This window comes from Actinokineospora sp. (assembly GCF_052390155.1).
Classification (GTDB): Bacteria; Actinomycetota; Actinomycetes; order Mycobacteriales; family Pseudonocardiaceae; genus Actinokineospora.
This window is the reverse complement of sequence record NZ_JBQTHF010000058.1, coordinates 1-23,786: the sequence shown is the minus strand read 5'-3', so window position 1 is coordinate 23,786 and position 23,786 is coordinate 1. Positions and strand designations below refer to the sequence as shown.

Sequence of the window (23,786 nt, the reverse complement as noted above, 5' to 3'; positions counted from 1 at the left end):
CCGTCCGCGCTCAGAGTTCGGATCCGAAGGCGTGTGGGGTGTGCAGCCGTTTGAGGACCGTGCTCTTGCCGCCCTTGTCGACATGCATGTGCACCCCGCAGGGCAGACACGGGTCGAAGCTGCGGACCGCGCGCATGATGTCGATGCCCTTGAAGTTCTCCTGGGTGTTCTCCTCGAAGATCGGCGTGTTCTGCACCGCGTCCTCGTACGGCCCGGGGGTGCCGTAGGAGTCGCGGACGCTGCCGTTCCACGGGGTCGGCGGGTACGGGTGGTAGTTCGCGATCTTGCCGCCCTTGATCACCATGTGGTGGGAGAGCACGCCGCGCACGGCCTCGGTGAAGCCGCAGCTCACGGCCTCGTCCGGGACGGTGAACGGCTCCCAGGTCTTGGTGTGCCCGGCGCGCACCTCGGCCAGCGCCTTCTCCACGAAGTGCAGGGCCATACCGGCGGCGTACGCCTGGAAGTAGGTGCGCGCCCGGTTGCGCTCCAGGGCGTTGCTCCACTGTGGAATCTTCCACTCGAAGGTTGCTTCCGGCTTGGTCGCCGTGCGCGGCAGGTTGATCACCACGCTGTGTCCGGTGGAGCGCACGTAGTCGGTGTGCACGAGGTTCGCCAGCGCGGTGGTCCACAGTCGGGCGATGGGGCCGCCGCCGGTGTCCAGCGCCAAGTAGTCCTTGCCGTCGAACCAGCGCGGCGACATCGTCCACGAGTACTTGCTGTCGAAGTCGCGCTTGGCCGGGTGCGGGATGGTGGTCTGGTTCCACGGGTGGCGGTGGTCGACCGGGTTGCCCAGTGGGTCGCGGTCGACGAAGTTGGGCTCCTGGTCCCAGTCGTCGTAGAAGGAACTGCCGAGCAGAATGCGGATGCCGAGGTTGATCTCCACCAGGTCGGTGGTGACGAGCTTGCCGTCCACCACCACCCCGGGGGTGACGAACATCTTGCGGCCCCACTCGGTCATGTTGCGGTAGGTGAAGTCGCAGTACTGCGGGTCGTTCAGGCTGCCCCAGCAGTTGAGCAGGATGCGCCGCCTGCCGACCTCCTCGTACCCGGGCAGGGCCATGTAGAAGAAGTCGAACAAGTCGTCGTGCATCGGCACCACGCGCTTCATGAACTCCACGTAGCGCATCAGCCGGGTGAGGTAGTCGGTGAAGAGTTGGATCGTCGCGACCGTGCCGACGCCGCCCGGGTACAAAGTGGATGGATGGACGTGCCTGCCCTCCATGAGGCAGAACATCTCCCGGGTGTACCGGCTGACCTGCAGCGCCTCGCGGTAGAACTCGCCCTCCAGCGGGTTGAGCGAGCGCATGATGTCGCCGATGAACTTGTAGCCGTGCTCGGCGGCGTGTGGCGCCTCGGTTCGGTTGGCCAGTTCGAGGACCCCGGGATTGGTCTCGCGGACCATCTTCTCGCAGTAGTCCACCCCGACCAGGTTCTCCTGGAAGATGCAGTGGTCGAACATGTACTCGGCGGCCTCGCCGAGGTTGAGGATCCACTCGCCCAGGTGCGGCGGGCGCACCCCGTAGGCCATGTTCTGGGTGTACACCGAACATGTGGCGTGGTTGTCGCCGCAGATGCCGCAGATCCGGCTGGTGATGAAATGCGCGTCGCGCGGGTCCTTGCCCTTCATGAAGATGCTGTAGCCGCGGAAGACCGAGGACGTGCTGTGGCACTCCACGACCTTCTTCTGCGCCCAGTCGATCTTGGTGTAGATGCCGAGACTGCCGACGATCCGAGTGATCGGGTCCCACGACATCTCGACCAGGTCGGACTTCGAACTGCCTTTACGTGCGGTGGTCATCGAAATGCGCCTTTCGCAGCAGTTGTCGTCGTCAGTGGCGGGGCTGGTAGCCGGTGGTGAGCTTGTTTCCCTTGTGCCGCCAGCGCGGCTCCTTGTCGAGGGTCTTCCCGGTGATGCTCCGCAGGCTGCGGATGACCTTTCCGTAGGCGCCGCTGGCCCGGGTGGACACCTTCGAGCCGGGCGGCTCGTCCATGAACGGCATGAACTTGTCGGGGAAGCCGGGCATGGTGCAGCCGATGCAGATGCCGCCCACGTTCGGGCACCCGCCGACACCGTTGATCCAGCCGCGCTTGGGCACGTTGCACTTGACGACCGGGCCCCAGCAGCCGAGTTTCACCAGGCACTTGGGCGAGTCGTAGGCGTCGGCGAACTGGCCCTGCTCGTAGTAGCCCGCGCGGTCGCATCCTTCGTGGACGGTCGCGCCGAAGAGCCACGTCGGCCGGAGTTGGTCGTCCAGGGGGATCATCGGGGCCTGGCCGGAGGCCTGGTAGAGCAGGTAGAGGATCGTCTCGGACAGGTTGTCGGGCTGGATCGGGCAGCCGGGCACGCACACGATCGGGATGCCCGCGCTGGACTTCCAGTCCCAGCCGAGGTAGTCGGGCACGCCCATCGCGCCGGTGGGGTTGCCCGCCATCGCGTGGATGCCGCCGTAGGTGGCGCAGGTGCCCACGGCGAGCACGACGAGTGCCTTGGGCGCCAAGCGATCCAGCCACTCGCTGGTCGTCATCGGCTGCCCGGTTTCGGGGTTGTTGCCGAACCCGCACCAGTAGCCCTCACTCTTGATCGACTCGTTCGGGATCGAGCCCTCGATGACCAGGACGAACGCGCCGAGTTCACCGCGGTCGGCCTTGTGGAACCACTCGATGAAGTTGTCCGCGCCCTGCTCGGGGCCGCACTCGAAGTCGATCAGCGGCCAGTGGACCTGGATCTTGGGCAGGCCGGGCAGCGCGCCGAGCACGATCTCCTCGATGCTGGGCTGCGTCGCCGCGGTGAGCGCGACGGAGTCGCCGTCGCAGGACAGCCCCGCGTTGATCCACAGGACGTGAATCGGGGCCACTTCCTCGGCCTTGGCGCCCGTCGTCTCTGCAGCCGATGTACTCACGGTTGTTCACCCCCGGATTCGGGTGCCCCGGCGTACAGGGCGTGGACGGTCAATTCCCACAGCACGTGGTAAATGGTGGTCTGCGCTTCCTGGATCCGGTGGACCGAGGAAGACGGGACCACGAACAGATAATCGATACTGTCCAATTCGGACATCTTGCCGCCATGATCGCCGGAGATGCCGACAGTGAGCAGACCCCGCCGCGCGGCTTCGTCAAAGGCGCGCAGCAGGTTGCCGGAATTGCCGCTGGTGGACAATCCGACCGCGATGTCGTCCCGGCGCCCGAAAGCGCCGATCTGACGGGAGAACACGACGTCGAAACCGATGTCGTTGGTCAGCGCCGTGATCACGGCGATGTCGTTGGTGAGGCCGAACGCGGGCAGCGGCGGTGCGTCGCCCGCCGGGCTCAGGAACAGGCTGGCCAGATCCTGGGAGTCGGTCGAGCTGCCGCCGTTGCCGAACGCCAGCAGCCTGCCGCCCGCGGCGAAGCGGGTCGCCATGTCGCGGGCGCAGTCGAGCAGCCTGCCGCCGTCGCGGCCCAGCACGGTGCGCCGCAGGTCCTGGATCTCCCGTACCTTGTCCACAGTGGACCTGCGGACCTCGGCGAGCACCGCGTCGAGATCGGTGGACTCCGCGTAGAGAAAGGGGTAGAGCATCTCCATGTCCGGGCTGGTCACGGCCGCACCACCCCGATCGCTTCGCCCGCGTGCACCAGCACGGTGTCGCCGACCGCGGCGGTCACCAGTTCGACGCTGATCTCCTCGACCCCGGACCCGGTGTCCACAATGGCCAGTCCGTCGTCGAGGAGTTCGACGACGGTGACCGCGACCGCCTGGTCGGCGCAGGTGATACAGACCTCGTCGTGGCATTCCACGGCGCGGGGGAGCGGCAGGTCGCTGATCATCGCAGCACGCCAGGGTCGAGCAGCCCCGGCTGTTCGAGGAACACGTGCACCAACTCCCAGAGGATGTGGTACGTGGTGACGTGGACCTCTTTCACGACCAGCGCGTCCGTGGACCGGGCGATCAGCAGGTGATCGATCCAGGGCTCGGCCGCGATGGCGCCGCCGTCGCCGCCGACCATGGCGACGGTGAGCATGCCGAGTTCGCCCGCCTGCTGGAGTCCGCGCCGGACGTTCGCGCAGTTGCCGTCGGTGGAGATGCCCAGGGCGATGTCCGCGGGCTCGCCGAGAAACCGGATCTGGTGGGCGAACACCTCGGCGAGCCCCGACCGGTTCGCGATGTTGGTCAGGGTGGCGACGTCGGCGGTGAGCGAGATCGCCGGCAGGGCGCGCTTTCCGACGATCACCGGGTGCACGAACTCGACCGCGACGTGCTGGGCGTCGGTGCTCGGGCCGCCGTTGCCGAACACGACGAGCTTGCCGCCGCGGTGAAAGCGCAGTGCCATCGCGTGGCACGTCGTCGCGGCGTCCTCTGCGTGTCTTGCCAAGTCGTCCAACGGGGCAATGCGGCGGTCGAACAGGTCGGTCACATCCGCCACGTCGCCAGTTGACCACGCCATGCGGGTCACATCCCTCTGTGGTGGGGCGTTACCCACCGTACGACTGTGACGGCAATCACACAAGTGACCAAGGTCCCCATTCGGGTGCACTTGGTGGTCTGGATGCCCGTCTGTCCATCTGCCACGGTCCAGTCGCCGCGATGTCCACCGCCTGCTCACTTGCGTGCGCCCGGCGTGCGTCGTCGCTGGTGGGCGGGCCCCCACCCGCACCGCGTGGGGGCTGGTTCGCCGCGCTGCCCACCTGGGAGCGACGTGCCCGGCACGGCGGCGGAGCGCGCCGAGCGGCTGCTGGCGGCCGCCGCGGCCGCGCACGCGGATCACCCGGCGTTCCTGCGCCTGGTCCACCTGCCGGCCCTCGACGGCGGCGGCGACGCGAGCGCGGTGGTGCGTCGCGTCCGCACGCCCGCGTTCGCCCGGTGTTCGCAGACCTCGGCGCCGCTCTGTCGGCCCTGGTGCCGGTGGTGCTGGATCGGCTGCGCTCGGCCGACTCGAAGGAGACCCCATGACCCCGCGCGGTCCACCAGGACGATGGTGATCACCCGCGGGAACGGGCGGCCTTGGCCACGCGGCCGCGAAGGCGATCGCGGCCGCCGACTCACCGGCTGCGAGTTCGCCCGCTCGGAAGCTGCGCCTGCCCGGCTCGTCACCGACCCCGCGCTCGCGGGCGTGAGTGGACGGTATTTCGAGGGTGGCAGGAATTTCGGTCCTCGGCGGAGTCCAACGACCGCGCCACGGCGGCCGAACTCTGGCGCGGCAGCGCGGAACTGGTGGGCAGGCCGGACTTCGCCGAACTGCCCTAGTGTCCCGCAGGGGTGCGAACTTCTGGCGCGGGCTAGTTGCGGCAGACGGCGCCGCGGACTGGCACCGGCATGCTCTCGAAGACCTGGGTGCCGTCGGTGGCCTGGACCAGGAAGCAGTACTTGCGCGCCGGGTCGACCGGCACTGTCATGGTCCGGTTGCGCTGGGCGAGCAGCACCCGGGTCGGCTCGCCCTCGGCGGCGACGACCACCGCGAAGTCGAGATTTCTGGTACTGCGCCAGGACAACTCGACCTGATCGCCGCGGTCGGTGGGCGCGGCCAGTTCCAATTGGACACCCGCCGCGTCGGGACCGGTCCCGCCCGCCGTGGGGCCGGAACTCACCTGCGGCCGCGCCGTGGTGGTCAGTTCCTTCGGGTCCTCGGTCATCAGCAGGACCATGGCGACGGCGGCGAAGGCGAGCAGCACGGCGGCGCCCGCGAGCAGGTCGTAGCGCCTTCTGCGCCACAGTGGCTCCACCGCCGCGGGCTGCTTCGCCGCGGTGGGCGGGGCGAAGTCGGCGTGGGCAGGCTGCGGCGCGAAGTCGATCTGCGGGGCCGCGAGGTCGGCGCGCGGCCGAGCGAAGTCGCTGTGCGGGGAAGCGAAGTCGCCGTGCGGGACGGTGAAGTCGCCGTTCGGCGAAGCGAAGTCGCTGTGCGGGACGGTGAAGTCGCTGTGCGGGGAAGCGAAGGGGCTGTCCGGGGTGGCGACGCCGTTGTGCGGGGCGCGCGGGTAGACGACCTTGGGCTGTGGGGGAGGCTCGCGCGGCGGGGGAGCGAAGTCGGTGTAGGGCGTGGAGAAGTCCGTGGTGAACAGGCCCGTGAGCGGGTCGACCATGGCCGGTTTCGGGACGGCGGCCCGGCTCGGTGCGGGCCCGGCGAAGTCGTCGAACTCGTCCGAATCGTCCATATCGGACAGCGCGGTGGGTGCGGGTGGTGCTTGCGGCGGCGGTTCGTCGTCGTCCTGGTGGCTCGGCCAGATCACCGGAGCGGTGGCAACCGGCTCCGGGGTGTCCACTGTGGACGGGAAGGCGAAGTCGTCGAACTCGTCGGACTCGTCCGCATCCTGGGCTGACGCCGCGAATGGGGCGGGCGCGGATGCCGCGAGTGGGGGCGGCGATGGCGCGGCGAGTGGGGCGGGCGCGGGCGGCGCGAGGGGGGGCGGCGGCGGGGCCGGGGGGTGGATCACGGGCCGCACCACGACCGGGGTCGGGCGGGGCGGCGGCTCGGGCGCGGGTTCCCAGGTCGACACCGATGCGGACGCGGGCGCGGCCGGGAGCATGCTCGTCAACTGTTGCGCCACGGCGCCCGCGTCGGGCGGGCGGTGGGCCGGGTCCACCGCGAGCAGCCGCGCGACCAGGGTCGCCAGCGCGATCGGGACACCGGGGCGATTGATCGCGGGCACCGGCTCGCCGAGCACCCGCAGCACCCGCTCACCCGGCTGCTCGCCGAGCTTGCCCGGGTGCGGCGAGCGGCCGGTGAGCGTGAAGTGCAGGACGGCACCGAGGCCGTAGAGGTCGGTGCGGTCGTCCAGGGTGCCGCCGCGCAGCGTCTCCGGCGGCAGGAACTCGATGGCGTGCAACGGATCGCGCGGGAAGGCGTGCCGCAGCGTGACGCCGAAGTCGGCGATCACCGGTTCGCCGGAGCCGCGGAACAGCACGTTGTGCGGGGTGACCCCGCCGTGCACGATCCCGGCGCCGTGCGCGGCGGCGAGCGCCAGCGCCACCGCCTGGCCCAGCACCACGACGTCGGCGGGCAGCAGCGGGCCGAACCCGCCGACGAGCGTGGCCAGCGACTGGGCGCACAGCTCCATTCGCAGCACGTGCCTGCCGTCGGGGAAGTCGTCCAGCCCGGCCACCGGCAGGATCGAGGAGACCTCCCGCAGGTTCGCGAGCGCGGCCTGTTCCCGGCCGAACGCCGTCTTGGTCCGCTTGTCGAACTTCGCCGGGAACACCTTCAGCGCCACCGGGACGCCCGCGTGCAGTCCTGAGTAGACAGTGGCGACCGGGCCGTCGCCGAGCGGGCTCAGCCCCTCGCTGGAGATCGTCGCCATCGCGGTACTCATCCTCGCCGTGCCACGTCCAGGTACGCGCAGGAGCTGACCAGCAGCACCCGCAGGTCGCCGAGGAGGTCGGCGAGAACCTCGGTGTCCCGGACCGGCTCCCCCAGTTCCATGGACACTTTCGCACGCACTTCGCAGGTCTGCCACAGGGTGGGGGCCAGATGACCCCACTGCCACAGCTCGTAGGCGCTCGCGTCGAGCAGCGCGACCGGCGCCACGCCGGGGATGCCGACGGCGTAGTGGTCCGGGTCGGCCGCTGAGTTGCCCAGGCCGACGAGCAGCGAGTCCATCCGGTAGGTCTCGGCGAAGGCCACCGCGTCGGACGGGCGCACCAGCACCAGCGTGCCCGCCGCCGCCAGCCGGTCGACGGTGGCCGCGGCGCCCGCGAGCGCGGCGGGCCCGGCGAGCGCGAGCAGATCCTCGGTGGTCCACGCGCCCCGGCCGACCTCGCCGGAGCCGTGCGCGAGCACCCAGACGCCGAACTCGTCGGCGGTCAGCTCGTGCCGCTCGCGGCCGACGCGGACGATGTGGGTGGCCTCGGGGTGCCGCTCGCCGAGGTAGTGCCCGACCGGGAATACCAGCGGCGCGCTCATCCGAGGCCCTCGATCCGCACGTCGACGCACGCGACGTGCGCGGAGAGGAGTTGGTGCAGCGAGCCGAACAGGCCCGCGAGGACCAGCTCGGGCTGGGTCTGTTCCGGCTCGGTCACCCCCGCCGCCTCGGCCACGCCCGCCGCCTCCCGGCAGGCCGACCACAGGTCCGGCGCGAGGTGGGCCCACTGCCACAGGTCGTACAGCGCGCCCGTCATCAGCACCAGCGGCTGGTAGAGCAGGCCGACCGAGTACAGCCAGGGCTGCTCGGCGTCGTTGCCCAGGCCGAGGGCCAGCGGCACCAGGCGGTGCGTCGAGGCGAACTCCACCGACTCGGCCGAACCGGGGGTGACCTCGGCGATCAGGCCCGTGCGCAGGAAGCCGGGCAGCGAGTCGGTGTCGGCCGCGGCCTCGCGCAGGCCCGCCCGGGTGCACGGCACGGCGGGGCCGCCCGCCGAGTCCGGCAGGCCGTGGGCCAGCGCCCACAGGCCGAAGTCGGTGTCGCCGAGTTCCACCACGTCGGCACCCACCCGGACCTGCTGCACGTGGTCGGTGCCATCGCCGGGGTGGAACGCGCCGAGGCTGTGGCCGATCGGGACGAGTAGCGCCTGGTCCTGCACCGCGCCTCCGATTCCGACTCGTCGTGTCCGCTAGCTGCCGACCTCGGTCGGCGGCAGGTCTTGTGCGTCATCGTAGGTCCACCCACCCGCCCCGGTGGGGACCGTCGGCAGGTTGCTGCCGCCGGGTCGACCGTCCGGCAAGTCGCACAAAGGGGAGACGACCAGCATGAACACCACCGGCCTGGTCCGGGTGACCGTCGCGGCGCCGACCCGCCGGATCGACCTCGCCCTGCCCGAGCGCTCGCCGCTCGCCGAACTGCTGCCCGGCCTGCTCCGGCACGCGGGCGAACACCTCGCCGACGAGGGCACCTCGACCGGCGGCTGGGTGCTGCGCCGCGCCGACGGGTCGACCCTGGAGACGGCCCGCACGCTGGCCGCGCACCGCGTCCGCGACGGCGAGGTACTGCACCTGTCGCCCGCGCGCACCGACTGGCCGGAACTGGAGTACGACGACCTGGTCGACGCGATCGCGACCGGCTCGGCCCGCACCGGCAGCACCTGGGGACCGCGGCACACCCGGTGGGCCGGGCTCGCCGCGGGCGCCCTGGGCGCCGTGCTCTGCCTGAGCGCGATCCTGCGCGCGGGCCCGCCGTGGCCCGGCCCGGCGACCTGGTCGCTCGCGGCCGCGGCGCTGCTGCTCGCCGCGGGCGTCGCGCTCGCCAGGGCGGCGGGCGACGCCGGCGCCGGTTCGGTCGTCGCGGCCGGTGCGCTGCCGTTCGCCTTCGCGGGCGGCGGGCTGCTGCTCGCCGACGACCGCGCGCTGTCCACCCTCGGCGCGGCGCACCTGCTGGCCGCCAGTGCCGCGCTGCTGCTGGCCGCCATGGTCGGCCTGCTCGGTGTCGCCGACCGGGCCGCGCTGTTCACCGGGGCGGCGATGACCGGGCTGCTCGGGGTGATCGGCGCATGGCTCAGCACGTCCGATCCGCTGGAGGGGTACGAGGCCGCGGCCATCATCGTCGGGGCCACGCTGGCGTTCTCGCCGCTGCTCGCGCCGCTGTCGATCCGGGTCAGCCGGGTGCCGATGCCGGTGTTGCCGCGCGGCACCGCCGACCTGATGCGCGACGAACCGCAGCCGCCGCGGTCCGCGGTGTACGCCGCGGTGGTGCGGGCGGACGGGCTGCTCACCGGCATGGTGGCGGGTATCGCGCTGGTCGCGGTGCCGTGTCTGATCCTGGTGGTCCGCGAAGGCGGCACCTCGGGCGTCGTCTACACCTGCGTGCTGACCGTCGGGTACCTGCTGCGCGCCCGGCTCTACCCGATCGTGCGACAGCGCGTGCCGATGCTGCTCGCCGGGCTGGCCGGTGCGGGCAGCCTGGCGATGGGGCCGCTGATGGCCGAGGAGTCCGACCTGCTGCTGGTCGCCGCGCCGGTCCTGCTCGTGCTGAGCGCGGTCGTCGTGCTGCTCGGGCTGCGGCACAGCACCCGTGATGCCAGTCCCTACCTGGGCCGCTACGCCGAACTGCTGGAGGTGCTGGTGGTGCTCGCGATCGTGCCGGTGATGTGCTCGGTGCTGGGCCTGTACGCCTTCGTGCGCGGGTTGGGGGGCTGACATGGCGTCCAAGCGCGACCAACTCCACGCCTACCAGTTCCTGGTCCAGCGGGTCATCTCGGCGCTGGTGACCAGGGAGAGCGACCCGGAGCAGCCGCCGTTCCGCAGGCCGGGCACCTCGGCGTTCGCGGGCATCGCGGTCGCGGTGATCGCGCTGGCCGCGGTCGGCGTGTACGGGATGATCGTCCCCGGCGGCAACAAGACCTGGCAGGACGGCAACTCGATCGTCGTGGAGGAGGAGACAGGGACGCGGTTCGTCTACCTGGACGGCAGGCTGCACCCGGTGACCAACTACGCCTCCGCGCTGCTGGCGCTCGGCAAACACGCCGATGCGAAGGGCGTGTCGCGCGATTCCCTGGTCGGCGTGCCGCGCGGGCCGCGGATCGGCATCCCGGACGCGCCGGACGCGCTGCCAGGCCCCGACCGCGTCCTCGGCGGCGGCTGGACGCTCTGCTCGCAGCCCGGCGCGGACCTGACCGGCGCGACCGTGCACGAGTCCGTGCTGATGGTGGGGCAGGAACCCGCGAGCGGCATCCCGCTGGGGGAGCGCGGCCTGCTGGTCGACGTCCCGGAGACCGGCGACCAACACCTGGTGCGCAACGGCTACCGCCACCGCATCATCCAGGCCGACGCGGCCGCGGTCGGACTCGCGCTGCGCTCCGCGCCCGTCATGCGGGTCAGTCCCGCCGTGGTCGACGTGCTTCCGGTGGGCAAGCCGATCGCGCCGATCCCGGTGCCGGAGGCGGGCAAGCCGTCGCAGGCGGTGCCCGGTCGCACGGACATCAAGGTCGGGCAGCTCCTGGTGGTCGAGACCTCCGGCGGCGGCGTGCAGCACTACCTCGCCGAAACCGAGCGGCTGCGGCCGATCACCGAGCTGCAGTACGACATCCAGCGCGCCTACAAACCCACCGCCGCCGCCTACGACGGCGGCCAGCCGGTGGGCGTCGTACTGGGCCTGATCGCCGCGTCCGAAGCCACCAAGGCCGTGACGCCCCCCGCCGCCGACGGCGACGCACCCGCCGCCCGCCCTGCCTTCGTCGCGGCGACCACCACTGCGGCCGCCGTCTGCCTGACCTTCGCCCCCGACTCCGCCGTCCCGCGCCTCGTGCTCGACCCGGCCATGCCCAGTGTCGACCCGATGACGTCGACCCCGCGCAAGACCGAGGGCGGCGTCGCCCTGGCCGACCGGGTGCTGGTGCCGCCGGGGTGGGTCGCAGTGGTCGAGGTGATGCCGAGTCCCGATACGCCCGTCGGCACGATGTCCGTGGTCACGGATCTGGGGCGGGGGTACTCGCTGGCGGACCCGGATGTGCTTGGCGTGCTGGGGTATTCGGGGGTGCGGCCGGTGCGGGTGCCCGCCGGGCTGATGGCGCGGGTCCCGCAGGGCAACGGACTCAGCCACCAGGCGGCCATGCGCCGCTGACTCTGTGCGATGCGACTGTGGCCCTGGCCGGTGAATCACCACATGATCCAGCGACAACAGCTCTTCAGGGCACCCGGCCAGAGCCCTCAACTGTGACACTTATGGCCGCTGGTCAGGCGGCTACAGCGCTGTCCGGGGGCGTTGGGGCACGTGGACCCCTCCGTCCTCGGTCAGCTCCCAGGACAGGCCATTGACCGGTATCCAGTCCACCGATATCGGCCGGTCCCCGGTCTGGACCCACTCCAAGATCACCTCGCGGAGCAGGCCAAGGGGCAAGACGCAAGCGGACGGAAAGATCGTTTCGGCGGGCTGGTCGTAGTAGATCGTCGGCGGCCCTGTGATCGGCTCGGGATTGAGCGCGGCCCACGCCCAGTCATTGGGCGCGGCGGTCTCGTCAACGAACAGCGCTGCCCCGTACGTGCCGTGGTAGCCGGTGCGCATCCATCGCCTGGGTTGTCCTTCGATGGTGAACCAAGTCTCGGTGTGAGCGTGCTCGCGGAGCAATGCGTCCACCAACCAGGCAGTCTGGTTGATGTGGCGGGCGGTGATGATCGGGTAGGCCAATCCGTTGTGGTTGGCGTTGACCACGAGTTGATCACTCACGCCTGTCCTCTCAGCTTGACCGATTCCACCGCGCCCGGGAACCACACCGCGAGCGTAGAGCCTTCCGGCAGGATGGCAGGTACGGCGACACCGCAACTGAACCGGCGCTCGCTTGTGGGGTCGGCTCCGCAGGGGCCGCGCTCATTGTTGATCACGGCTACGCCATAGGTGATGTTGTTCTCCCGCATGATCGCGGCGATCTTCGTTTCCACGTGTGCCGCTGCCGGGTGCTGGCCAGCGGGCGGGAAGTCGACTCCGGCCGCGCGGAGGGCTTTCTCGGCGCGGTCGGAGTGTCCGTCGTAGCCGCTCCGGTATGTGTGTTTGGTGCCGTCCGGCTCGTAGAACACCCCCGTCGTGACCTTGGCGTCCGACTCCCGGAGCGACTTGATCTGATCGGCAGCCCACTCGGCGTCGTTTGCGGCGGCGGTGATGTTGTCCGGGCAGCTGCCGCCGCCACTGTCCGCATGCGCCTGCGGCCACCAGGACGGCACGTAGCTACAGGAGAACCGGCCGCAGCTCGGCGCGTAGCCGAAGTTCAGCAGTGCCCAGAGCACGGCGGCCATGACCACGATGCCGGTCAGCGACGAGAGAGTCTTACCGGCTGGTTTCAATGCCACGATCTGTAGCACCCGTGCACGTAGTGTGTTAACCAGTGGGCGCACCCATTCGGACCAGTATCGGTCCCTGCGTGTCAGGGTGAGCTGGGTACCTGGTGAGGGTGTGAACACCGGACTATGTGGATACGTCAGGCAGCCTGTTCCTCCACAGTGGAGGGTCGCGCTAATTCTCCACACAGGACTGTGCCCCCGGGGCATGTCCCCAGGGGCACAGTCAGATCTGTGACGGGCTAGCGGGCGAGCCTGCGAGCCGGAGCCTTGGGCTGCTCACCCACGACGGCGGGGACGGGGGCGTCCTCCACCTGCCACAGCTCATCGTCGAGGAGTTGGATGGTCGGGACGTCGGCGGCGCGTTCGCGGCGGGTCGGGTGGAACGGTGGCGGGAAGCCGAGGGGGTCGGTCTTGCCCGCCTTGCCGCGCAGCAGGGTCGGCAGGCCGGGGGTGGGGTTCGGCCCGCGGCCGCGGCCGGTGGGCGGCTTGCGGTCGGCCCGCCCCGGTCCGGGTTTGCCGCCCGATCCGGCGATCCCCGTCATCGGCGGGGCCACTGGCGGCATGCCGCCGCCGCTGCCCACGGTCTGGCCGGTGGTGGGCTGAGTGGTTCCGGCGGTCTGGCTGAGCGCGGGCGGTTGCCCGCTGGTCAGCGCGGTCGGCACGGGTGCCACCGGCTGCGCGGCCTGCGGGATGCTCGGCGTGCCCAGGCCGCCGAGGCTGACCCCCGGCACCCGCAGACCCGCGGTCCTGGGGTTGAATCCGCCCGCACCCGATCGCCCGCCGCCGCCTGCCGCGCCGATCGCGCTGATGGGCGGGATGATCGGCAGACCGCCACCGCCGACGGGCGGCAGTGTCGGGGTCAGCGGCGGCAGGGACGTCGGTGGCTGCCCGAGGCCGGGCGGCAGGATCGGCGCCGTGCCGGGGGCGAGGCCGTCCAGCGACGGGCCGCCGCCGGGCGTTCCACCACCGGGCGCACCGCCACCAGTCGGAGCACCGCCGCCTGCAGCCGGAGCGCCGCCACCGGCACCCGCGGCGGGAGCGCCGCCCGCGGCAGCCGGGTCGCCGCCCGCCGCGGCCGCGCCGGGGCCCGCGCCGCCCGCGGGCAACGCGCCGGGGGCACCCGGAGCACCGCCTGCGGGCGCGCCCGCCGAGTCCAGCGGACCGGTCCACGGTCCGCCGCTGCCCGCCGCGATGACCGCCTGCTCGGCCGTGCGGTAGGTCGTGGCCAGCTGGTCCATCTGCTGGCCCGATTGGTGCTGCAGTTCCAGGATCATCTGCTGGACGAGCGGCCCCAATAGCGGGTTGGCCAGCATTGGCTGGAGCCGCAGAAACTCTTGGTGGTTCGTGGTGACGATCTGGGCGGTCGGCGGGATCGCCTCCGCGAGTGTGCCGAGCGGGCCGATCGGCTTGGCCGCGTTGGCGTGCCAGAGGGTGAGTTCCGACTGGGCGGCCTGCGCCCGCAGCAGGAAGGTGTCGCCCGCCGCGTCGTTCCAGTTGCCGGTGAGCGCGTTGATCCGCTGCCCGAGGCTGGCGATGCTGGTGTCCAGTTGGGTCTGGGTGTTCGTCCACATCTGGATCGCGGTCGTGATCGCCTCCACGTTCCGGCTCTCGGCGTCCATCATGGCCTTCTGCTGCGGCAGCGGCATTTCCATGTAGCTCATCAGAACCCCCTGGCGGCGACGGCTTCGCGGTAGTCCGCGCTGACGATGGCCTGCGCGCCTGCGCCGTCCGCCCTGGCGTAGTCGGCCGCACACGCCTGGGCGATCGTCGCGAACGAGACCATTCCCTGGTTGGCTTGAGTCATGAACGACACCAGCGCGGTGGTCGAGGTCCGGTCGGCGTTGGCGAAGGTCCCCGACTCCAGCATCCCGCCGCCGCCTGCCATCGGCTGGCGCCCGGCGATACCGCCAAGCTGCGGCGGATTCGGTTTGAAGTCCTCCATGTGGTCGGTGAACCCGTCGATGTTCTCACCCGTTGGTGGTGCCATGTCACCCTCCGATCAGTTCGCCTGTTGCCACCCATTTCGACTCAATCACACGCTGTGCTGTCCTATGTGGCCTCCGACAGCAAGCGGCCACGACTCACTCCTCGGGCGGTAGCCAGGCGAGCTGCAGCAGTTTCGGGGGTTCGCGCCGGGAGATCAGCCTGCCGCGGCCGGGCGGCAGCGGCTCGGCCTTGAGACCGCCGAGCAGCGGGCCCTCGTCGCGGTCGCCGGACATCAGCAGACCGGGGGAGCCGACGTCGCGCAGCCGGGCGATGAACTGCTCGAACAGCGCCCGCCCCGCGCCGCCGGTGCGCCGGGTGACCACGACGTGCAGGCCGATGTCGCGGCCCTGCGCCAGGTACTCCAACAGCGGCAGGAACGGGTTGGCCATCGAGCTGGACACCAGGTCGTAGTCGTCGACCAGGATGAACAGCTCCGGGCCCTGCCACCACGACCGCTTGCGCAACTGCTCCGGGGTGATGTCCGGGCCGGGCATCCGCTCGGCCATCCCGCGCGCCGCCTCGGCCATCAGCTTCGTCGTCGTCGCCAGGTCGGAGCCGTAGCCGATGAGGTGATCCGAGCCGACTTCGCCGAGCAGGCCCCGCCGGTGGTCGACCAGGATCACCCTGGCCTCTTGCGGCGTGTAGCTGTCCACGATCCGTCGGGCGAGCACCCGCAGGAACGACGTCTTGCCGGAATCGGCGTCGCCGAGCAGCAGGAAGTGGGCGTCGCTGGTGAAGTCGATGCGCACGGGGGCCAGGTCCTGCTCGGCGATGCCGATCGCGAGCGCGACCTTGCCTGGCTCGTCACGCGGCGGCAGCGTGGCGTACGGCAGCCGGGCCGGAAGCAGGCGCACGCTCGGCGCGGGCTCGCCGGTCCACGCGCCCGCCACGGCCTCGACCAGGGCGGACACCCCGGTGGAGAGGTCGTCCGTGCTCGACCGGCCGTCGATCCTGGGCAGCGCCACCAGGAGCTGGTGCTTGGTCGGGACGATGCCCCGCCCCGGTGCGTTCTCCGGCACGTTCAGCGCGCTCATCCGGTCGACCATGGTGTCGATCGGGTCGCCGAGCCGCAGCTCGATCCGGGTGGCGAACAGGTCGCGCACCGCGGGCCGCAGGTCGAACGACCGCGCGCACGCGGCGATGACGTGCACGCCGTAGGCCAGTCCGCGCGCGGCGACCCCGGACACCAGGTCCTCCAGATCTTCGAAGTCCTTGCGCAGCGTCTGCCAGCCGTCCACGACCAGGAACACGTCGCCGTAGGGGTCGTCGGTGACCCGGCCGTCGGCGCGCATCGCCCGGTAGGTGGCCATGCTGTCGATGTCGTGCTCGGCGAACCGGCGCTCGCGCTCGGCGAGCATGGCGACGACCTCGGCGACGGTCCGCCGCACGGCGCCCGTGCTCTGTCGCCCGGCCACGCCGCCGACGTGCGGCAGGCCGCGGATCGAGCCGAGCGCGCCGCCGCCGAAGTCCAGGCAGTAGAACTGGGCCTCGCGCGGGGTGTGGGTGAGCGCGAGGCTCGCGATGATCGAGCGCAGCGCGGTGCTCTTGCCGGTGCGGGGCGCGCCCATCACCACGGCGTGACCCGCCGCGTCGGACAGGTCGAGCACCAGCGGGTCGCGGCGCTGGTCCAGCGGCCGGTCGACCTCGCCAGCGATCGCCCGCAGCGACCCGAGCAGCGCCGGGTCCGTGGCCTGCAGCCCGCGGACGGGGTCGACGGCCAGCCCGCCGAGCAGCCCGTCCAGCGTCCCGGACTCGTCCAGCGGCGGCAGCCAGATCTGGTGCGCCGGGGTGCCCCGGCCCGCGAACCGGTCGACCAGGATGTCCAGCAGGCTCTCGCCGACGGCCTCGTCCAGGTCCTCGGCGGGCTCCTCCAGTTCGTCCTCGTCCTCGATCCGGGGCGCCAGGTAGGTCGTCGAGTACTCCAGCAGCGTCAGCGGGTCGTGCGTCCCCGGACCCGCCCGACCGGCCTCGACCGGGCGGTGCACGCCGGAGACGTAGGCGGACCGGAACCGCGCCATCGGCTCGGTGCCGAACTTGAGGAACCCGTGGCCGGGCGCGCGGGGCAGCGAGAACGCGTCGGTGACGCCCAGCACCGCGCGGCTCTCCATGTCGGAGAACGTGCGCAGCCCGACCCGGTACGACAGGTGCGTGTCCAGGCCGCGCAGCCTGCCCTCCTCCAGCCGCTGGCTCGCCAGCAGCAGGTGCACGCCGAGCGAGCGGCCCACCCGGCCGATCTGGACGAACATGTCGATGAAGTCCGGCCGGGCCGAGAGCAGCTCGCTGAACTCGTCGCACACCACGAGCAGCGTCGGCACCTCGGGCAGCGGCGCGCCTGCCACGCGCGCCTTCTCGTAGTCGCGCAGCGAGGAGAAGCTGCCCGCCGCCCGCAGCAGCTCCTGCCTGCGGATCAGCTCACCGTTGATCGCGTCGGTCATCCGGTCGACCAGCGGCAGCTCGTCGGCCAGGTTGGTGATCACCGCGCTGGTGTGCGGGAGCCGGTCGAGCCGGGTGAAGGTGGCGCCGCCCTTGAAGTCGATCAGGGCGAAGTTCAGCAGGTTGGGCGGGTGGCTCACGGCGAGCGCGAGCACCAGGGTGCGCAGCAGCTCGCTCTTGCCGGACCCGGTGGCGCCGATGAGCAGGCCGTGCGGGCCCATGCCGTCCTGCGCGGACTCCTTGAGGTCGATCTCGACCGGCGTGCCGTCCGGCCGGATGCCGAACCGGACCCGCAGCCGGTCCCGGCTCGGCCGCTGCACCCAGGTGTCCGCCGGGTCGAACGCGTAGGGGTCGCCGAGGTCGAGCAGGTCGGCCAGACCCAGCTCCGCGCTCATCGGCTGGTCGCCCTTGGCACCCTCGGTCAGCCTGAGCGGGGCGAGCTGGCGGGCCAGCGCCTCGGCGGTCACCGAGGGCATCGTGTCCGCGCGGCCCAGCTCGGTCTCGCCATCGGTGGTCTGGCTCGTCAGTTGGCCGTCGGCGGCCACGTCGAGCACCACCACGGACCGGTCGGGCGTGCGGGGGGCGAGGCTGCTCAGATCGATCACCGTGACGCCCTCGACGCCGCCGCCGGTCATCAGATGGTCCGAGCCCGCGATCGAGCCGCCGTCGAGCACCACGACCAGGTGCGGCCCGGACACCCGCGACCCCGGTTCCGGGTCGAACCGAGGTCGCTTGACCAGCAGATCCTCCAGCATCGCCTCCAGCGCGGTGATCGCCGGGGCGACCAGCCGCAGCGGGCCGAGCGCGTCGGTACGCTCGGGGTGCAGCGCGTGCGGGAGCCACTTGATCCAGTCCCACTCGTCGGCCTCCGCGCACACCGCGATCCGCAGGTCGTCGGGGGAGTGCAGGGTCGACAACTGGGCGAGGATCGCCCGCACCAGGCCAACGGCCCGCTCGCGGTCGCCTTGCACGTGCACCCGGCTGAACCCGTTGACCGCCATGGCCAGCGGCAGGTCCCCGACCGCCGAGTAGGTGGTGATGAACCGGCGCAGCGCCAGCGCGGAGAGCGGTTCCAACTGCTCCAGCGGCTTGGTGTCCGGCGCGATCAGCGTGGTCGCCAGGCTCTGCCTGCCCAGCCCGATCCGGGCGACGCCGAAGTCGGGGTCGTCGCGGCGGCGCTCCCAGAGGCGGAAGCTCGCGGCCACCGACCAGAGCGTCTCGGGCTCCGGGTGCAGGTACCACAGCGCGGTCCGCTGCCTGCGCGCCGTCCGCGCGACCCGGACCCGGTGCTGGGCGAGGCCGCGCAGGTAGAGCCTGCGGGCGTGGCCCATCTCGCGCTTGCTCGGGCCGCCGCCGTTGAGGAAGGCGACCGCGACCATGCCGAGCATCGCCACGCCGAACAGGCCGAAGATCACATACCGCAGCGGGCCCGCGGTGCCGCCGCTGAACGTCAGCACCATCCCGGCCATGATCGCCACCATCGGCAGCACCATGAGCGCCTGCGTCCACTGCCTGCCCGCGGGCGGCGGGATCTCCGGCGGCGCCTCCAGCACGAGTTCACCGGACGGCATCTCCGGGGACGGCCGCCGCAGCGGCCTCTTCACCACGACCGTCGCCACCGCAGCGACCTCCCTCGTGTCTGGACTGGGACGATCGTCGCCCCCGCGGCGCGTGTGCGGGTGCCCTTGGCAGGAACGTGCCGACCTGGTACCCGCCGCCACGCCGCCCCTTAGCGTCGGTTCGCGCGGGCACCGGACGTCGGTGCGCGCCGGACTAGCAGGGAGGAGCAGCCCGATGATCGGTGACCAGCTTCATGGTGTAACTGAGACCCTGGACCGAGCTGCCGCGACGGCGGGCACCGTGTCCGGCAGCATCGAAGGCCACCGCGGGTCGTTGCGCCCGACGGTGGCCGCTCTCAAGGGGCAGTGGGAGGGCACGGCACGGCCCGCCTTCGACCAGGCACACGCGCAGTGGGAGACCGGGATCACCCGCCTCGTCGCGGCGCTGAACAACCTCGGGGAGAACACGCGGTTCTCTTCCAACACCTACACGGTCGCCGACGAGTCGAGCCGCTCCGGGCTGCAGTCGGTGGAGGGGCTCAGCCCCTTCGGCGGCGCGCTCCGGGCGTAGTAGCCCACCCGACGACGGAAAGGGGAATCAACCATGCTGATCAAGGGAAATTTCGGCCAGCTCGATGACCTCGCTGGCCAGATCATGCGGACCGTGGGTCAGGTGCAGCAGGAAATGGACACCTGGGGCACGACTTCCGGCGCCACGGCCGAGGACTGGCTCGACCGCGCCGGTGGCCAGTTCAGTGAGGTCAGTGCGGCCTGGCACCAGGTCTCGACCGCGCAGCAGGCGATGCTGGAAGCCCTGCGGGGCGGCGTCGACCGGGCCAACGGCGAGCTGCAGCAGGCACTGGCCACCGCCACCGCGCGGGTGGGCAGCGTCTCCATCTGAGCAGTCCGGCACACGAGGCGCCCCGGCTGGTTCGACCCGCCGGGGCGCTTTCGTGTGTCTGAGTCTTTCGTGTCCGAGTTGAGAAGACTGTTCCGATTAGGGCAGTCTGATTAGGACTATCCAATTATGACTGTCCGAACTGGACTAGCCGATCGGGCTGCGGTCGCGTTCGACCGGGGGCGGCGGGAACAGGAAAATCTGCTCCGGCGGCTCGTCGCGCGGCGCGGCGGCGGGCAGCGGCGCGGTGCGGGTGGCGGCCCAGCGGCGCCTGCGGCCGCGCGGCAGCACCCAGGCCAGCGTCAGCGCGGCCAGGATCGCCACCGCGACGGCGCCCGCGCCGAGCTTCGCCCCGGTACCCGCCCGGCCCCACCAGGAGGCCTCGCGCAAGCCCTCGACGTCCGGGCGCGGCGTCTGCACGACCGGCATCGCCTCCGGCGGCCGCGACGACAGCCCCTCGGTGACCGCGCGGTAGGGGTCGACCACGCCAACGCCGTACTCCTGGCTGCCCTCGCCGCCGCGGGCCGGGCTGGCCGTGGCGAGGAGCCGGTGCGCGACCTCCGCCGCGCTCAGCTCCGGCCAGGCCGCCCGCACGAGCGCGGCCGTCCCGGCGACGAACGGCGCCGCGAAACTGGTTCCCTCCCAGTAGTCGTGGCCGCCCGCGCGGGTGGCGCCGACGACGCCCTTGCCCGGCGCGACCAGGTCGACGTAGTCGCCGATCTGCGAGCCGTTCGCCCGCGCGCCCGCGATGTCGATCCCACCGACGCCGAGCACGCCCGGGTACGACGCCGGGAAGGACGGCCCGCCCCCGCGCTCCTGCCGGTTGCCGACCGACGCGACGATCAGCGCGTCCTTGTTCTGCGCGTAGGCGATCGCGTCCCGGGTCCCGGGGTGGTCGTCGTAGCCGGACAGCGACAGGTTGATGACCTCGGCGCCCTGGTCCGCCGCGAAGCGGATGCCCTGGGCGAGGGCGTTCGGGTCGATCGGGGTCGGGTCGCCGCTGTCGTTGGTGTCGCGGTCGGTGATCCGAATCGGCAGGATCTTCGCGCCCGGCGCCACCCCGTGGAAGCCGACGCCCGCGACCGGGTCCGCGCCGATGATCGACGCGGCCGCCGTGCCGTGCGAGACGCAGTCGAAGTTGCCCGGCAGGGTGCCGACGAGGAAGAAGTCCTCGCCGGGGAACACCTTTCCCGGACCGAGCTGCGGGTGGTCGACGTCGACGCCGGAGTCCACGACCGCGACGACAACACCCGCGCCGGTGCTGTGCGGCCACACCCGGCGGGGGTCGAGCAGGCGCTGCGCCCACGGCTGCTCGGCGATGACCGGGCGCGCCGGGTCCGGGTTGCGGCAGGCACCCGCGGGCGGCGCGGCGGCGGCGGCCTGCCCGTCGACGACGAGCACGGCGCACGCGATCGCGGCGGCGGCGAGCAGGGCGGTGGGTCTGGTCATGGTGCCGTCATGGTCGCTCGCGCGCGGGGAGGACAGGACGCGCCGGCCGGAACCGGTCACCGCGTCCTGCCTGGTCCCGCGTCCGTGCACGCTGGCCACCGGACGGCGGAGTGGAGGCCACTGTGGACCGAATGCGCGGCATGGACTCGCTGTACGCCGAGTACACCCAACTCGCCCAGGATGTCCGCGACATCCGCGACGGCCTCGCCGACATCCGGGCGACCGCCCATTCCCCCGACGGGCTGATCAGCGTCACCGTCGGCGGCCGAGGCGAGGTGCTCGAACTGGTCATCAATCCCCGCGTCTACCGCGAACCGGACTCGGCCGCGCTGGCCAAGTCCATCACCGACACCATCCACGCGGCGACCGGCACCGCCGAGCGCGACGCGCTGAAGGTGGCCAAGAAGCTGATGGCGCCCGGCGCGGGCGACGACGCCGACCCGCATTTCGATCCGCTGCTCCACCAGCTCGAACGCCACCGCGAGAGGGGTGACCTGCCATGGGCGATGTGAACCTTGACGGCGGCGGTGTCGACATGTACACCGACCGCACCAACGCCGCCATGGGTGTGCTCAGTGCCGCGGGTTCGGACTTCGGCGCGTCCTGGGCTGGGCACTGGGCGGCCATCCACGGGCACGAGGTGCAGCTCGGCCGCGGCCCGATGGGCGCGGCGTTCCGAACCAACTACAACCCGGCGTCGATCGGGTTGCAGCAGGCGGCGGACCAGGTCTCCCCGACGCTGACGAACCTGGCCGCGGACGGCCGCGCGGCCGTCACCATGTATGTGGAGGCCGATCAGCGCTCCAGGCAAGGCTTCGGCGGGTAACGCGGCGCCATGGCCATCCCGGAGCCGCCGGACGACCACGGGTTCTGGTCGGCCGTCAAGGCCGCGAGCATCGACCAGCTCTGGCCGCCAGACAACGAGGATGTCGCGTTCGCGCTCTACGAGAGCTGGAAGGCCGCCGCCGACGCCGTCGACGCCATGAACAACCGCGCCATGGGCGCGGGCGACCTCGCCCACGACGCGTGGCCGGACCAGGCGGGCTACGGGTTCTACGCGCACGTCCAGCACCTGACCACGGGCTCGATCACCACCGCCGACGCGGCGGGCAGCTACCGGCAACTCGCCATCGACATGCGCGCCCTCGGCGAGTTCGCCCGCCAGTACGCCGAGGACGTCCAGCACGCGAAGAACGCCATCCGCGTCGAGATCGCCATTACGGTCGGACTTTTCGCGCTGGCGCTGGCTTTTCCCGGCATCGGCGCCGCCATCGCGGCCCGGATCGTCTCCACTGTCGCGAGTAGACTGTCGGGTTTCATCGCGGGTATGGCGGGCCGTGTCGCCGCGTCGGGCCTGAACCGCTTCGCCACCCTCGCCACGCGGGCGGGCGGGGAAGTCGCCCAGGAGGCGTTCGAGGAGACCTTCATCGAGGGCGTCGCGCAGTACCTCGGAAAGGAATTCGGCTACCGGCAGAACTACAACCTCCGGGATGTCGGCATCGCCGCGGGCGCGGGCGGACTGGGCGGCGCACTCGCGCCAGGCGTGCGCGGCGCCCTGCGGCCCGCGACCGGTGCGCTGGAGTCCGGGCTGCGCCGCACGGGCCTGCCAGACCCCGTGCTGCGGCAGACCACGAGGGCCGTGGACTCGTTCACCACCAACGGGATCACCTCGCCGATCGCAGGCTACGCCGCCCACAACATCGCCGACGGCAACTACTCGGCCCTGACCAACGTCGGCGGCTACGTCGATGCCGTTCGTGAGGGCGGCGTCGCCTCGGGTCTCGCGGGTTCGGCCCGCGCCAACACGGTCCTGCTGGGCGAACAGCTCGGCACCGCGATCCGCGGCGGTCCGCCGCCACCGCCGGTCAGCCTCGTCCCAGCCGACCCCTCGGCGGGGCAGGTCCCGGTGTCCCCGGGTGGCGGCGACCTGGCCGGTTCGCCCACCACCGCGCCGCCGTCCGGCACCACGGCCCCGCCCGGACCGGGCAGCACCGCGGGCCCCGACGCGGGCCCGGTGGCAGGCGCGGGAGGCGGGCCGGGCGCAGGTTCCGGGACCGGTGGCAGCCCGACAGCAGGCGATCCCGGCTCCGGCGACCCGACCCGACCCGGCGCCGGGTCGGAGACGGCCCCACCAGCGCAAACCTCCACCGACCCCACCACAACCTCGCCGACCCCCGGCGTGTCCCCTCCCTCGGACGCACCCGCGGGCCAGACCGCACCCGGCGCGTCCCCGGCGGACACACCTGGAAGCCAGACCACACCGGGCGCGTCGGCTCAGTCGGACGCGCCCGCGGGCCAGACGGCCCCGACGGAGGTCGGCTCCGGCACCACGGATTCCGCCACTCAGCCGGGCGCCAACCAGACCACAGGCTCCGGCGCAGGGGTGTCCGGCGTGCCGCCGGTCGCGGCCGCACCCATCACCGCCGCACCGGCAGCGGCCCCGATCTCCGCCGCCCCCACTGCCGGCGCTCCCGGTGCTTCCGCGGCGGGAGCCCCGACCACGGCCCCACCGCCGGCCCACACGACCACCGCCACCCAACCGACCCACCCAACCACCTCGACCGCCTCGACCGGGACCGCCTCGACCGGGGCGACTGGCTCGGCTGGGGCGACCGGCTCGACCGCCTCTACAAGTGCGACCCCAGGCTCGTCCTCCAGTTCAGGTTCCACCGGACCCGTCAAGCCCTCGATCACCGCGCCTGGAAGCGGCCCCGGGCCCGGGGGCGCCCCCCCCCATGGCCCCGCCGCCCACGCGCCCCCCACCACAACCCCCCCCCGCCCCCCCCCCCC

21 protein-coding genes are annotated in these 23,786 nt (G+C 72.0%); 7 read left to right on the top strand and 14 right to left on the bottom strand.

What is annotated here, in order from left to right:
• Nucleotides 1-10 precede the first annotated feature (10 nt).
• The 8 genes from ACT4N7_RS20360 to ACT4N7_RS20325 all read right to left on the bottom strand — a co-directional run bounded on the left by ACT4N7_RS20360 (nucleotide 11) and on the right by ACT4N7_RS20325 (nucleotide 8,488).
• The gene (locus tag ACT4N7_RS20360; protein WP_444830379.1) at nucleotides 11-1,798 is read right to left on the bottom strand and encodes a nickel-dependent hydrogenase large subunit; all 1,788 of its coding nucleotides are present in this window, start codon (nucleotides 1,796-1,798) and stop codon (nucleotides 11-13) included.
• A 31-nt stretch (nucleotides 1,799-1,829) separates the two neighbouring features.
• On the bottom strand, nucleotides 1,830-2,900 hold the full coding sequence (locus ACT4N7_RS20355) for a hydrogenase expression protein HypE (protein ID WP_444830378.1): 1,071 nt from the start codon (nucleotides 2,898-2,900) through the stop codon (nucleotides 1,830-1,832).
• Nucleotides 2,897-3,562: a D-sedoheptulose-7-phosphate isomerase gene (locus tag ACT4N7_RS20350; protein WP_444830395.1), complete on the bottom strand. Its 666-nt coding sequence runs from the start codon at nucleotides 3,560-3,562 to the stop codon at nucleotides 2,897-2,899. Before ACT4N7_RS20350 ends, ACT4N7_RS20355 begins: the two co-directional genes overlap by 4 nt.
• A gap of 11 nt (nucleotides 3,563-3,573) precedes the next feature.
• On the bottom strand, nucleotides 3,574-3,804 hold the full coding sequence (locus tag ACT4N7_RS20345) for a HypC/HybG/HupF family hydrogenase formation chaperone (RefSeq protein WP_444830377.1): 231 nt from the start codon (nucleotides 3,802-3,804) through the stop codon (nucleotides 3,574-3,576).
• A complete protein-coding gene (locus tag ACT4N7_RS20340) occupies nucleotides 3,801-4,421 on the bottom strand; it encodes a D-sedoheptulose-7-phosphate isomerase (RefSeq protein ID WP_444830376.1) in 621 nt (206 codons plus the stop codon). Before ACT4N7_RS20340 ends, ACT4N7_RS20345 begins: the two co-directional genes overlap by 4 nt.
• Nucleotides 4,422-5,253: 832 nt before the next feature.
• Entirely contained in the window at nucleotides 5,254-7,281 is a 2,028-nt protein-coding gene (locus ACT4N7_RS20335; protein WP_444830375.1) for a serine/threonine protein kinase, read from the bottom strand.
• Nucleotides 7,278-7,871 (bottom strand): hypothetical protein, encoded by a 594-nt coding sequence (locus ACT4N7_RS20330; protein WP_444830374.1) that lies wholly within the window; start codon nucleotides 7,869-7,871, stop codon nucleotides 7,278-7,280. Before ACT4N7_RS20330 ends, ACT4N7_RS20335 begins: the two co-directional genes overlap by 4 nt.
• Nucleotides 7,868-8,488, bottom strand: a complete 621-nt coding sequence (locus ACT4N7_RS20325; RefSeq protein WP_444830373.1) for a hypothetical protein — start codon at nucleotides 8,486-8,488, stop codon at nucleotides 7,868-7,870. Before ACT4N7_RS20325 ends, ACT4N7_RS20330 begins: the two co-directional genes overlap by 4 nt.
• A gap of 166 nt (nucleotides 8,489-8,654) precedes the next feature.
• Between ACT4N7_RS20325 and eccD the strand changes: the two genes are divergently transcribed.
• The gene (gene eccD / locus ACT4N7_RS20320) at nucleotides 8,655-10,037 is read left to right on the top strand and encodes a type VII secretion integral membrane protein EccD (protein ID WP_444830372.1); all 1,383 of its coding nucleotides are present in this window, start codon (nucleotides 8,655-8,657) and stop codon (nucleotides 10,035-10,037) included.
• 1 nt (nucleotide 10,038) lies between these two features.
• Entirely contained in the window at nucleotides 10,039-11,460 is a 1,422-nt protein-coding gene (eccB, locus tag ACT4N7_RS20315) for a type VII secretion protein EccB (protein ID WP_444830371.1), read from the top strand.
• 120 nt (nucleotides 11,461-11,580) lie between these two features.
• On the opposite strand, the gene ACT4N7_RS20310 is transcribed toward eccB, so the two are convergent.
• The 5 genes from ACT4N7_RS20310 to eccCa form a co-directional block, all read right to left on the bottom strand.
• Nucleotides 11,581-12,063 (bottom strand): Imm1 family immunity protein, encoded by a 483-nt coding sequence (locus tag ACT4N7_RS20310; protein WP_444830370.1) that lies wholly within the window; start codon nucleotides 12,061-12,063, stop codon nucleotides 11,581-11,583.
• Nucleotides 12,060-12,692, bottom strand: a complete 633-nt coding sequence (locus ACT4N7_RS20305; protein WP_444830369.1) for a DddA-like double-stranded DNA deaminase toxin — start codon at nucleotides 12,690-12,692, stop codon at nucleotides 12,060-12,062. The genes ACT4N7_RS20310 and ACT4N7_RS20305 overlap by 4 nt, the downstream gene beginning before the upstream one ends.
• A 218-nt stretch (nucleotides 12,693-12,910) precedes the next feature.
• Nucleotides 12,911-14,332, bottom strand: a complete 1,422-nt coding sequence (locus ACT4N7_RS20300; RefSeq protein ID WP_444830368.1) for a WXG100 family type VII secretion target — start codon at nucleotides 14,330-14,332, stop codon at nucleotides 12,911-12,913.
• On the bottom strand, nucleotides 14,332-14,658 hold the full coding sequence (locus ACT4N7_RS20295) for a hypothetical protein (protein WP_444830367.1): 327 nt from the start codon (nucleotides 14,656-14,658) through the stop codon (nucleotides 14,332-14,334). The genes ACT4N7_RS20300 and ACT4N7_RS20295 overlap by 1 nt, the downstream gene beginning before the upstream one ends.
• A gap of 94 nt (nucleotides 14,659-14,752) precedes the next feature.
• Complete coding sequence (gene eccCa / locus ACT4N7_RS20290) at nucleotides 14,753-18,709, bottom strand: type VII secretion protein EccCa (RefSeq protein WP_444830366.1); 3,957 nt, start codon at nucleotides 18,707-18,709, stop codon at nucleotides 14,753-14,755.
• 175 nt (nucleotides 18,710-18,884) lie between these two features.
• On the opposite strand from eccCa, the gene ACT4N7_RS20285 reads away from it, so the two are divergent.
• Entirely contained in the window at nucleotides 18,885-19,220 is a 336-nt protein-coding gene (locus ACT4N7_RS20285; protein ID WP_444830365.1) for a WXG100 family type VII secretion target, read from the top strand.
• Between the two features lie 33 nt (nucleotides 19,221-19,253).
• Entirely contained in the window at nucleotides 19,254-19,550 is a 297-nt protein-coding gene (locus tag ACT4N7_RS20280; protein ID WP_444830364.1) for a WXG100 family type VII secretion target, read from the top strand.
• A gap of 144 nt (nucleotides 19,551-19,694) precedes the next feature.
• Here ACT4N7_RS20280 and mycP read toward each other — a convergent pair whose 3' ends face one another.
• Nucleotides 19,695-20,996 carry a type VII secretion-associated serine protease mycosin gene (gene mycP / locus ACT4N7_RS20275; RefSeq protein WP_444830363.1) on the bottom strand — a complete coding sequence of 434 codons (1,302 nt, stop codon included), beginning with the start codon at nucleotides 20,994-20,996 and terminating at the stop codon, nucleotides 19,695-19,697.
• Nucleotides 20,997-21,127: 131 nt separating this feature from the next.
• Between mycP and ACT4N7_RS20270 the strand changes: the two genes are divergently transcribed.
• The 3 genes from ACT4N7_RS20270 to ACT4N7_RS20260 all read left to right on the top strand — a co-directional run.
• The gene (locus ACT4N7_RS20270; RefSeq protein WP_444830394.1) at nucleotides 21,128-21,508 is read left to right on the top strand and encodes a YbaB/EbfC family nucleoid-associated protein; all 381 of its coding nucleotides are present in this window, start codon (nucleotides 21,128-21,130) and stop codon (nucleotides 21,506-21,508) included.
• Nucleotides 21,496-21,822 (top strand): hypothetical protein, encoded by a 327-nt coding sequence (locus ACT4N7_RS20265; RefSeq protein ID WP_444830362.1) that lies wholly within the window; start codon nucleotides 21,496-21,498, stop codon nucleotides 21,820-21,822. The genes ACT4N7_RS20270 and ACT4N7_RS20265 overlap by 13 nt, the downstream gene beginning before the upstream one ends.
• A 9-nt stretch (nucleotides 21,823-21,831) precedes the next feature.
• Nucleotides 21,832-23,786 (top strand): WXG100-like domain-containing protein (locus tag ACT4N7_RS20260; protein WP_444830361.1); only part of this gene is annotated, 1,955 nt, incomplete at its 3' end.